Source organism: Emticicia sp. (assembly GCF_049241225.1).
Classification (GTDB): Bacteria; Bacteroidota; Bacteroidia; order Cytophagales; family Spirosomataceae; genus Emticicia.
The window spans coordinates 1-12,041 of the sequence record NZ_JBMLRC010000251.1; the positions used below are offsets into that span (position 1 = coordinate 1).

The window sequence follows — 12,041 nt, forward strand, 5'->3', positions numbered from 1 at the left end:
CAATTACAGAGCAATTCTAAAACCTAATTTTTTGTAATTTTCATTAGGTTTTACATCACTTCCGTTACCTTCCAATACCAATACAAGCACAACGTTTGTGCCAGGAGCAGCAGGGGCTCTCAAGATATTGATTTTGCAATCGCCAAAGCTTGATTTTGCAGGAATCTTCACTACTCCACCTTCAAGGCTGTAATGTACGCCTTCTTTAGCAGTTGTTTCAACAGGGTCAACCGAAAATTTGATTGACTCTTCTGTTTCACGCTGACGACCCACTAAATTTATTCTCCTTGTCAACGAACCAGCACCGTTTGCTACTGCTTGAATAGGAAATGTTTTGTTTAATGCAGGTGCAGTAGTAACCGCATCTTGAAACTCAACTAAATATAGAGAATCAAAAACAGGTTGGTTATCCTTGAAGCATGATGACATCATGATGCTTGTCACCAATGCCATTGCTATACCAAATATTTTTTTCATATAATTTTTCGTTTAAAATTTCTAAAATTTCAAAATATCAGAATCAATTTTTAAGATTAATATCCAGTATTTTGTTTTAAGTTAGCGTTAGCTTGAATTTCACGAACTGGAATTGGTGCTAAAACGCGGAAGTCAGTAAAGTTTAAGTTCTGTACTGGTGCCGCTTTAACGATGTCAAGTCCGAGACGTTTCATATCAAAGAAACGGTGTCCTTCAAAGGCTAATTCTAAACGACGTTGCTTCAAGATTTCAGTGATTAAAGCAGCCCCTGTTAGACCAGTAGCAGCCGGTAATCCAGCACGAGTACGAATCACGTTAAGGTCAGTTAAAGCACCAGCAGCGTTTCCGCTTCTTGCCAAAGCTTCGGCACGATTAAGATACATTTCTGATACTCTGATAACTGGAATATTATCAAGGTTCACTTGGCCACTTCTTCCTAAGAATTTAGTACATTCGATTTCGGCAGTACCACGACCCGCTGTTCCGAGTTCATATAAAGAGCGACGTACATCAACAATCGTTTTACCTTCAGCATCTTTCTCCGACTCAAAAGCATCTAATAAAGCTCTTGTAGGTACTAAGTCTCCGAAACCACCAGTTGTAGTACGGTTACCCGTAGCAATCAAAGTAGTGTAAGTAGTTTGCAACGAAGTATTCACACCAATATTTTCGTTAGTTTGATACTGAATCTCGAAGATTGACTCTGGGTGATTAGCCGAACGCCAAGCACTTACATAAGTATCACGTGTCTGGAAACGGCCTACACTACCAGTTGCCAAAGCATCTGTTGCATATTTAGCTGCATTTGTATAGTCGCCACGGTACAATGCTACACGTGAGAATATCGCTTGAGCAGCAGTTCTATTGGCAAATGAAGCAGTTGCTGTTCTACCAGAACTTGTAAATTTAGCAATTGAGTTTGTAAGGTCAGTGTAAATTGATTCGTACACATCATTGATAGAAGCACGAGCCTCTAATTTAATTTGTGTAGCATCTGCTACTCCTGACTTCAACAATGGAACTCCACCTTTGCTTGCTTCTTTGATTTCTACTCCTGGCTCATACGCATACGCACGCATCAACTCAAAGTAAAGTAAACCTCTGATAAACAACGCTTGTGCCTCTACAAAGTCTTTGTTTGCTTGCGTCATTTTTTCAACCTTTGGAAGAGCATCTAATACTAAATTTGCTTGGTTGATAGCAAAGTAAGATGTCTGCCAGTGAATAAAATGAGCATTGATTTGGTTTTGGTATTCGGCATTCAAACGACCAGATTTGTTGGTTGCTCTTCCGTTATCGGCCAAAGCCTCAGGAATTGCCACTAAATCTCTACCATAAAGGTTAGTAGATTGTAATCTATCGTAGATACCATTAACGGCGGCATTGATTGCATCTTCCGTGGTAAGGGCAGTTACTGCATCAATCGAGGCACGTGGCTGTACGTCGAGTAAATCGGTACAAGACGCAAACGTCAGCACTAAGCCTAAGACTGCTATTTTAAATGAATATTTTCCTTTCATATTTCTATCAAATTATATCTTAATACTATTGAAATTATAAACCAAGTTGTAAACCAAAAGTAATGGTACGTGGCTGCGGGATAGCTCCATTGTTTCCACTTCCTAAGTTAATAAACTCAGAGTCGAAACCAGTCCACTTGCTCCATGTGTAAAGGTTGTAGCCTTGTACATACAATCTTGCTCTATCAATTTTCACTTTCTTCAATAAATCACGAGAGAAGTTATATCCAAATGTTAATGTTTTCACACGAACGAAAGAAGCATCTTCGTAGAATCTCGAACCTGCCGTAATACCCGAACCTAATACTTCGGCATTACCATTAAATGGACGTGGCACAGTTGTGATTTGTCCTGGGGTTGTCCAGCGGTTTTCGTAGATTGAACGAAGCGTATTGAATAAACGTCCACCATTTTCAGCCATAAATGCCGATTGATTATTGAACACTGTACGTCCAAACTCATAATTGAAGAATACTTCTAAATCAAAACCTTTGAAAGAGAATGTATTTGTGAGTCCACCATAGTATCTTGGAATTTGGCTACCAATAATTTTTGAATATGAATCTGGATTACCTGCTAAACGGTAAATAATATTTCCGTTGTTATCATACCACATTGCACGACCAGTAGCTGGGTTAACGCCCGCATACTCAGCAGTATAGATTGAGTTAACAGGGTATCCAATCTTAATCCAGCCATCAACTGCACGACCTGGAAGTGTCGTCAAGGTATCATAAAGTTTCGTTACTTTATTATCAATTTGTGTAAAGTTGAATGAAGTAGTCCATTTGAAACCTCTGTTATTAGCTGATTTATCAACGTTTACAGTTTTAATATCAAACTCAAAACCTCTGTTTTCTAATTCACCAACGTTTTCAGAAATTGTGCTATATCCACTCAACCAAGTTACCGGACGATCCAGGATAAGATCTTTTGAAGTACGGATGAAATATTCTACCGAACCTTGTACACGGTTATTAAATAAACCATAATCAACCGCAAAGTTAGTTGTTACGTTTTGTTCCCAACGTAAGTTCGGGTTAGCTAATTGAGTTGGAGCAATACCACTCACACCTCCGTAGTTGAAACCACCACCGAAAAGGCCTCTTGAATCAAAGTTACCGATTTGGTCAGCACCCAACGAACCATAACTTGCACGTAACTTCAATTGATTTACGTACGCGTTGTTTTTCAAGAATGCTTCTTGAGAAAGGTCCCAACCTGCCGAAATTCCTGGGAAGAAACCCCAAAGGTTATTCGCACCAAAACGTGAAGAACCATCATAACGAGCAGTTAAACCTAATAAATATTTACCCGCATAGTCATAACTTACACGACCAAAAACACCCGCTTTTTTGAATGCTGTCCAAGAAGCAAACGTTGTGATTGGGTTGGCAGCTGCACCTGCTACTGTAAACTGTGGTGTTGGAATACCTTCAGCCGACTGTTGTACGTTCTCTGATTGGTCTCTTCTATATTCTGCCCCTGCCAATGCACTGATATTATGAACTGTATTGATCTGCTTGTCGTAGTTTACAACGGCATTCAAAATAAAGTTGATATTTTCAGTATTTTGGTTTTGAATTCTACCTCTTACGTTGAAGGCATCAGCTGTACGTGGGTCTTGGAAGTTGAAACCTTTGATAAAACGATAATCGATACTTGCTGAAGGGCGGAAAGATAAGCCTTTCATGATTTTATAAGTAAGAACCGTTGAAGCAATTGCTTGATTCACACGAGATTCAATTTTATTCAAATCACTTACCATCAATACGTTTTGATTCAAAATACCTGCAATACCACCTTCTGCTGGTGTACCAAAATAGGTGCCATCATCTTTAAAGATTTGATTGTGAGGTAAAATCAACGGTGCAGAGAATGTTGGTGAACCTAAGAAACTACCACCACCAGGGCCACCAAACTGACCACGTTGCACAAATGAACTCAAGTTGATTGAGTTATCAACCGTTAAGCGAGAGGTAACCTTATTACTAATCTTTGCATTAATATTACCACCCTTGTAATCTACATTACGCACGTTTGCATCAGTACCGTTGTAGCTTCCTGAAAGATAGAAAGTTGATTTCTCACTTCCACCATTCAAGCTAATGCTATAGTTATTAGTTCTACCCGATACGTAAGACTCTCTTTGCCAATCGTAAGTTGGAAGGGCAGCTACTTGGTCAGTAGTCAAGGCAGGGTCGAGACGAATCGCTCCGAGCGTAGTACGCATAGCAGCACCTGGCTCGGTTGTTGGGCTCTGGTTGATTATAGCCTCATTTCTTACAGCAATCCATTCTTGTGTATTTAATACATCCAAATACTGAGTTGGCTCAACTATACCCGTAAAATAATCAAAGCTAACTTTTGTTGCACCAGACTTACCTTTTTTGGTATTAATCAAAACTACACCATTGGCGGCCGCAGCACCATAGATAGCAGCAGAAGCCGCATCTTTCAATACCTCGATTGATTCGATATCATTTGGATTTAAATAGTTCAAGGGGTTTGAACTTGTAAAGGCTGCCGAACCACTATTTGAGTTAATCTGCACACCATCTACTACATAAAGTGGGTCAGTGCCACCTTTGATAGTTCCTACACCACGAACACGCACTTGTGCAGCACCACCTGGGGTACCGTTCGCACCTAAGATTTGTACACCAGCAGCACGACCTTGTAGAGCTTTGTCAAATGAGTTTGTTGGCATTGTTGCAATTTCAGAACCTTTCACGGATGATTGTGAACCAGTTAAAGTTCTACGAGATTGTGTACCATAACCTACCACAACCGCTTCTGAAAGTTCTTGAGCATCTGAGGCTAATTGTACATCAACAATTGTGCGATTACTTACCGCTACTTGTTGTGAAGTAAAACCGATAAAGCTAAATATTAGCGTAGCATTACCAGAAACTGAAATTTTGTAAACACCTGAAGCATCAGTTGTAGTACCTCTGCTTGTGCCTTTTACTGATACACTCACTCCCGGAAGTGGAGTGCCATCATCTGCAGATGTAACCTTACCCGATACAGTTTTATCTTGTGCAAATGCCTGCACACAAATAATAACTGCAAAAAGGAGGCTAAGTAGATTTTTCCTCATCATCATTAGTTAGTTTAGTTTGTTAATTGTTAAATTTGAAATAATTGAATACAAAAATAATGTCATAACATTTAATTTCGCAAATAATTTAAAAACAATCTAAAGAAGATAATTGTTTTCTAATTTCTAAAAAATGTCAAATTATATTTGGTAGTGACCGATTATTCCAATCGAAAAACTTGCTCAGATGTGGCTACAAACAAGATTTTGTCCTGATTAAAAGCAAAAGAGGTTGCCATTACAGCAACCTCTTTTGACCTAAAATATTGATTAGAAATCTTAGTCAATATCCCAGAATAATCTTGTAGCAAAAGCATCAATATTACCTTGAGCCGTTACATTTGCTTGGTTTGCACCTGATTCTGTATTAGGGTAGAAGAAACGTACTGGACGTTTGCTATCTCGAAAGACCCCTCCCCTTTTGAAATATTGCTTGCATTAATTATTTTTTATCCCACCACACACGTGTATCTTGTGTATCAGGCCCTTGGGTTGAAACAACTTTTTCATAATTAATTTTATTCAAAGTTCCTTCGGTTGCTACATAAGCCATACGACGAGGAATCTGTCCACTTGCATTCAATGGCTTTGAAGCTGGTGTTAATTTAGGGAAGCCTGTACGACGCCATTCTGCCCATGCTTCATTACCTTGGTAGAACAACGCAACCCATTTTTGCGTAGCAATTTGCTCTAACGCGGTAGCATCTTTATACGCAACGCCATCTTGTTTCAAGAAATCAGCTATAGCGGCTGGTGTTGCAGCAGTTCCTAACCATTGTTGCATTGAGGCTGTAATAGCTGCTTCATAGAGAGCTTTGGCATCTCCTGAAATCCAACCTAATTTGGCTGCTTCAGCTTGTGAAAACAACACTTGAGCATAAGTAAGCACGTTTGCAGCCGAATTTTGTTGACGCATTGTAGTAGCTGCCAACGATACATCTTGTGCTTTTGATGCTGCTGGGAATACACCATATGGTACGCCTGCATATTTCTGATTAATGTTTTTATCAGCAATTGCCGCAATACGTGGGTCGTTAGTTTTAAGTAAATAGTTCACCATCACATCACTTACAGCGTAATCTTTACGATTAGATGTGATATAGTTATTATACAAAGGATGCTCATTATTTGCCTCAGCCAAATAAGTGTATCTCACATTATCAGCATTTGATGTAAGTGGGCCATCGGCCATTGCAGCCAAAAATTCTGCTTTTCCTTTCGCTGGGTCAACTTTTGATAAACGAAGGGCCATTACCAAACGCAAAGAGTTAGCAAACTTTTTCCAACGAGTGGCATTTCCGCTAAAAAGGATATCACCAACTACAGTTTTTCCACCATCAAACTGAGCTTGTGCCTCTTTCAATTCCTTAAATAAATCGTTGTAAACAGCTTGTTGAGAATCAAAAGCAGGGCTAAAATCAGCCTTACCTTTCAAAGCCTCTGAATAAGGAATATCACCCCAACGGTCCGTAATCCAAAGATAAGTATAAGCCTTTGCAATACGAGCAATCGCTATTTGATTATTGTTCGAACCATTAGCAGCAGCAGTGACTTTTGTTTCAGGATCTGTATTCAAATTAATGATATTCTGATATGCTACTAAAGGGCCAGTATAAAAACCGTTATAACTAAAATTGATAGTTTTATAACGAGACTCTTCAATGTATGTTACGTCTCCGAATTGTTGTGTATAAAGAGCCGGTACGATGTCAGTCGTCATTGCTCCTACGTTACGCAACGCTCCAGTTAAGAAACCCGCAGTATTTGGGGTAGAAGGGCTATTTGGGCTGATATTCATATCACCAAAATCGCCAGGCTCACAGGCAGTGGTCGAAATACCCAATACTGCTGCGAATGCTAATGTTTTATATATTGATATTTTTTTCATACTAATGTTCGTTTAATAAAAGGAGTGAGATAAATTAGAATCCTAAATTTAGGTTAATACCAAACGAGCGTACTGGAGGTAATTGCCCACCTTCTGTCCAATAAACTTCAGCTTCTGAAATATCAATTCCACCACCAGCTGCACTATATATCAATATAGGATTACGTACGATAAATGCTACCTTGGCCGATTTGAATAACTTACCACCCATAATTGTTTTAGGGATATTATAACCCAATGCTACTTCTCTTAGTTTTACGTAGGTTTGGTCATAAAGCCATTTTTCGTTAAATGCAAACATTTTATCTTCGTAAAACTCTTGTGTTTCTACACGTACAGTATTTGGTTTGCCATCTTCGGTTACACCTGGTAATAAGATACCACCCCCATCAGAAACTGGGTCACGCTTAGGTTTGCCAAGTTCGTTCAAACCAGCAGTTTCGGCAGCTAAACCAGCGTAAGCATTAAACATTTTTGTAGTAGAGAAGAATTTACCTCCTACAACGAAGTCGATGTTAGCACGGAACGAGAAGTTTTTGTAAGTGAGGGTATTCATCAAACCACCTTTAAACTTAGGTAATACCGAACCTAACACTTTATTATCTTGTGGAATGTAATGACCGTCTGCTCCGATTAATTTCTCACCTTTATCGTTTACTTTAAAACCTCTACCAACCAAAAGGCCCCATTGTTCACCAACACGAGCATTTACGGTGAGTGTTCTCCAAGTTGGACCACCTAATTGATAGTTACTCAATCCATCGGCCAATTCAACAACTTTTGAAGTATTACGGTCGAAGTTCAAGTCAACATCCCAAGTTAAATTAGTCGATTTGATTGGAGTTGCACCAATGTGGATTTCAAAACCTTGTGTTTGAATTAAACCTGCATTAATCAAAGCTGATGAATAACCACTAGTTGCCGGCACTGACAATCCGATAATTTGATCTTTATTATTATTACGATAAGCCGTAAACTCTACGCCTACACGATTATTGAAGAATTTCAAATCGATACCACCTTCATACGCCGACGAAAGACCTGGTTTCAAATCTTGGTTTGGTAATTGAGTTGGCAGATATTGAGTAGGGTTCGACCCAAAAGGGTTTCCGGTTCCATAAGTAAGACCAATTGCATAAGGACCTACATCCGTACCAACTTGAGCAAAACTACCTCTTACTTTTGCGAATGTTAAAACATTATTTTTTGGAAGTATTTCAGATAATATAAAGCTACCACCAATCGAAGGGTACAAGTATGAGTTATTCGCCTTTGGTAATGTTGACGACCAGTCGTTACGAATTGTTCCTTCGATAAACGCAATGTTATTATAACCAACGCTTACGTTCCCGTAAATACTATTTACACGGCGTTCATATTTTAATGACTGTACCGAAGGGCGATCTTTTGAAGCGGCAATGTTATAGAAACCCGGAGTTGTAAGTCCACCAACAGTAGATTGAGTATAAACACCAGCATTTGAATAACGAATATTACCTCCAGCGTTGGCTACAACCGAAAATTTACTAAAGTTTTTATTAAACGCCAATAATGCTTCATGGTTGTTTTCAAAACTCGTAGTTCCGTAGTTAGCATAAGCCCCTAAGCCACCTGCATTTAATGTTCCATAAGCAATACGGCCTTCTCCATAATAACTTCTCCAATCTCTACGAGAAGCAACTGAAGCCGTCAAGTAATCAGTAATTTTGTAAGATAAACCTAAACTTCCATAAATGCGGTCATTGTTATTAAGGTTTGTACTTTCATACATTTGAGTATACGGGCTATCCCAGTATTTTGGTTTAGGATCACGCGGACCACCAATATTCCAGCTTCTGTAAGTACCATCTGGATTTTTGTAGTTTTTTAGGTCTTCAATACTCAATTGACGTTGAAACCATTGATTGAATGAACCTATGGTTTGGTTATATCCTGAAACCGTTGCGTTTGGACTTGCTCCTACGAAACCACTTGCAGAAGTACCACCTGACGAGCCATAATTATCGGCAGGAACATTTCTGGCACGAGTTGCCGAGTAAGTTACATCTAAGGTAGCAGAAAATTTGCTGGTAAAGTTATAGGTATTCTTAGCACTTACGAAATCTCTTTTTTGGCTACTATTTGGCACAATACCCTTATTATCAATGTGTGTATAAGAAATACGAGATTGATAATTATCTCCGCCTTTAGCAAAGGCAAAGTTTGTATTATTACTAATTGGTGTTTCGAAAAAATCTCTAACGTTGTTAGGATTTGGCGAAAATGGAGTCAATTGCCCAAATTCTGGGCCTTGCTGCCACGAAAAAGCCGAACGGTGTAATGTTCCATCTAATTTTGGTCCCCAGCTTTCATCAGCAGAATAATCTAAGATTTTTTGACCATTAAATGCCTTCCACTCTACGGGGTCAATTGCAGGGTTATAAGTAAACGTTTCCCACTCTTGTGAATAACCACCACCGTACTCATTCTGATACTCTGGTAATAACGCTACTCTGTCCATCGTAGTGCTATGATTAACACTAAATGTAGTTTCGCCAGCTTTTGCTCTCTTTGTAGTAATTACGATAACACCAGCCGAACCACGATTACCATAAAGTGCTGACGCCGATGGACCTTTCAATACTGTTAGGTTGTCAACGTCATCCATATTTACATCAGCGATACTCGCTACAGGTGTTCCATCGACAACATATAACGGATCGCCACCAGTAAGAGAGTTAATACCACGAATACGAATGTTTGGTGAGCCAAATTTAGCACCTGACTGACCCAGTACTTGAACACCCGCAATCTTTCCAGCCAGAGCATTTCCCACGTTGGCATCACGAGCAACTGTAAGTTTATCTGATTTTAATTCTTGAACGGTGTAATTCAAAGACCTTTTCTCACGCGAGATACCGAGTGCAGTTACAGCTACTTCGTTAAGTAAAGCCACATCTGACTTCATCTGCACATCAATAATTGTTCGATTTCCGATGTTCTCGATAGTTGTTTCAAAACCAATAAAGCTAAAGCTTAGTGTTGCGTTGGCGGGAGCGGAGATTTTGTAGATACCATTACCGTCAGTTGTTGCACCTTTAGTAGAACCTTTAATTAAGATACTCACACCCGGAAGTGGAGAGCCGTCCTCAGAAGAAGTTACCTTCCCTGATACTGTTTTTTCTTGAGCAAAAGCAAAGCTTGCCCACACCAGCATTATGCTGGCGAGTAGAAGTTTCCTCATACAGTTTGTTGTTAGTTTTTAGTTTAGAATATTTTGCAATACTTATCTATTGCAAACTAAAGTTATAGACAAAAACAATATTTTGCAAAGAAAAGCGATGAAGTTTTTAAAAACTATGACCAAAATCAAGGTTTGTGAGATATGTCAAACATTCTACTTTTACTAAATAACAAACTGATTATCATTACTTTATAGACAATTATTTATTCAAAAAAATTTAATAAATAATTTTAATTAATATGATAAATATTTTTAATGCGTTTTGAAAAATCTTGTTTATAAAATTCCTTGAGGCAGGACTATTTATAAAAATAAAGTTTCACATCAAACTAAAAATGTTCTTTGTGAAACTACCCTTAGGCCCAATGGCAAAATCAAAACTTCCCTCCTATTTTAATATTTACTTAGGTATCTGCCCACGCACAATTTTCGCCAATAATTTCGGAAAGAATCTTTTCAAATAAACCCCTAAAACTTCTTTTCCGCCCATATAAACTTCATCTTTATTTTTATGTATGGCATCAAGAATTCGGCTGGCACACTCTTCGGCTGCCATTCCATTGGCCTGATTTTCATCCATTTTACCAAATTTACTGCCATCGGCAGCAACGGCATTGAGCGAAATATTGGTTCGGATATACCCAGGGCAAATCAGGCTCACACCGATATTGTCATCATAAACTTCGGCACGGAGGGCATCAAAAAAACCGTGCAAGGCGTGCTTTGAGGCACAGTATCCCGAACGCATCGGTGTGGCGAGTTTCCCCGACAAACTACTCGTAACGGCAATATGTCCACTTTTTTGTTTTCTCATCGTTGGCAAAACAGCCTTTGTCAGAGCCACCACTCCAAAAAAGTTGAGATTCATTATTTTCTGATAAACAGCCATTTCGGTTTCTTCTACCGAGCTGCGTTGCGAAATACCCGCATTATTAAATAACACATCAATTCGCCCGAAATGCTTAATTGCTTGCTGGGCTTTTGGCTCAATTTCTTCGGCTTTCTCTACATCAATCGGCAATACAAATACATCAGCTTCGGGGAGGCCAGTAGCCTTTTTTACTCTCAACAATTCTTCTTCTCTACGAGCCGAGAGTATCAATTTTGCTCCTTCTTTGGCAAACGCATAAGCAGTTGCCTCGCCAATACCCGACGATGCTCCCGTAATCCAGACAACTTTATTTTCAAATCTTTTCATCTTTTGTGAAGCGAACATTCTGTTCGCAGTTTTATAAATTTAGGTTAGGTGATTTTTCACCAGAAACAAAAATAAGGTTTTTGAATGATAAAACGTTTATTCTTGGCAAAACCAACGAATATTTCGGAACTTTGCGAGATAAAAAAAATCTTTTACGAAAATTAACGTCGGCAGGGTTTTGAACCCTGCCGACGTTGATGCTGAGAAATAGGCAGTATGAGCAAACAAGACATAAGAAAGCTTTCGACCGAGCAAATAAAGACATGGCTCACAGCCAACGGCGAACAAGGCTTCAGAGCAAAACAAATTTCGGAATGGCTTTGGAAAAAGTCGGCGTGGAGTTTTGATGATATGACAAACCTATCATTAAAAACGCGTGAATTATTGAAGGAGAATTTCGAGATTCGGGCGGTTTCGGTGCATAAAAAACAAGTAAGTAATGATAAGACCATCAAATCGGGATTTAAGCTGTTTGATGGAAATTTGGTTGAGGGCGTTTTGATTCCTGCCGACGACCGTATGACTGCCTGTGTGTCGTCGCAGGTGGGTTGCTCGCTCACGTGTAAGTTTTGTGCAACTGGCTATATGGCACGTAAACGAAACCTTGACGGTGCCGAAATCTACGACCAAGT

Annotated in this window: 6 protein-coding genes and 1 pseudogene; 1 reads left to right on the forward strand and 6 read right to left on the reverse strand. The window is 39.2% G+C overall.

The genetic code is table 11. The features are described from left to right. Positions 1 to 3: 3 nt before the first annotated feature. The 6 genes from ACOVO2_RS13380 to ACOVO2_RS13405 all read right to left on the reverse strand — a co-directional run bounded on the left by ACOVO2_RS13380 (position 4) and on the right by ACOVO2_RS13405 (position 11,409). Positions 4 to 477, reverse strand: a complete 474-nt coding sequence (locus ACOVO2_RS13380; RefSeq protein WP_421770464.1) for a hypothetical protein — start codon at positions 475 to 477, stop codon at positions 4 to 6. A 56-nt stretch (positions 478 to 533) separates the two neighbouring features. Continuing rightward, complete coding sequence (locus ACOVO2_RS13385; RefSeq protein WP_421770465.1) at positions 534 to 1,997, reverse strand: RagB/SusD family nutrient uptake outer membrane protein; 1,464 nt, start codon at positions 1,995 to 1,997, stop codon at positions 534 to 536. A gap of 34 nt (positions 1,998 to 2,031) precedes the next feature. After that, positions 2,032 to 5,106 (reverse strand): SusC/RagA family TonB-linked outer membrane protein, encoded by a 3,075-nt coding sequence (locus tag ACOVO2_RS13390; protein ID WP_421770466.1) that lies wholly within the window; start codon positions 5,104 to 5,106, stop codon positions 2,032 to 2,034. A gap of 436 nt (positions 5,107 to 5,542) precedes the next feature. Further along, positions 5,543 to 6,988 (reverse strand): SusD/RagB family nutrient-binding outer membrane lipoprotein, encoded by a 1,446-nt coding sequence (locus tag ACOVO2_RS13395; RefSeq protein WP_421770467.1) that lies wholly within the window; start codon positions 6,986 to 6,988, stop codon positions 5,543 to 5,545. 34 nt (positions 6,989 to 7,022) lie between these two features. Then, positions 7,023 to 10,211 carry a SusC/RagA family TonB-linked outer membrane protein gene (locus ACOVO2_RS13400; protein ID WP_421770468.1) on the reverse strand — a complete coding sequence of 1,063 codons (3,189 nt, stop codon included), beginning with the start codon at positions 10,209 to 10,211 and terminating at the stop codon, positions 7,023 to 7,025. A gap of 400 nt (positions 10,212 to 10,611) precedes the next feature. Beyond that, positions 10,612 to 11,409 carry an SDR family oxidoreductase gene (locus ACOVO2_RS13405; protein ID WP_421770469.1) on the reverse strand — a complete coding sequence of 266 codons (798 nt, stop codon included), beginning with the start codon at positions 11,407 to 11,409 and terminating at the stop codon, positions 10,612 to 10,614. Between the two features lie 216 nt (positions 11,410 to 11,625). On the opposite strand from ACOVO2_RS13405, the pseudogene ACOVO2_RS13410 reads away from it, so the two are divergent. Continuing rightward, positions 11,626 to 12,041, forward strand: a pseudogene (locus ACOVO2_RS13410) (23S rRNA (adenine(2503)-C(2))-methyltransferase RlmN); the annotation flags it as partial.

What these genes read in the sequence shown, in the direction of transcription:
- ACOVO2_RS13385 (WP_421770465.1), bottom strand. Translation starts at nt 1,997, where the DNA reads ATGAAAGGAAAATATTCATTTAAAATAGCAGTCTTAGGCTTAGTGCTG.
- ACOVO2_RS13400 (WP_421770468.1), bottom strand. Translation starts at nt 10,211, where the DNA reads ATGAGGAAACTTCTACTCGCCAGCATAATGCTGGTGTGGGCAAGCTTT.
- ACOVO2_RS13395 (WP_421770467.1), bottom strand. Translation starts at nt 6,988, where the DNA reads ATGAAAAAAATATCAATATATAAAACATTAGCATTCGCAGCAGTATTG.
- ACOVO2_RS13390 (WP_421770466.1), bottom strand. Translation starts at nt 5,106, where the DNA reads ATGATGATGAGGAAAAATCTACTTAGCCTCCTTTTTGCAGTTATTATT.
- ACOVO2_RS13405 (WP_421770469.1), bottom strand. Translation starts at nt 11,409, where the DNA reads ATGAAAAGATTTGAAAATAAAGTTGTCTGGATTACGGGAGCATCGTCG.
- ACOVO2_RS13380 (WP_421770464.1), bottom strand. Translation starts at nt 477, where the DNA reads ATGAAAAAAATATTTGGTATAGCAATGGCATTGGTGACAAGCATCATG.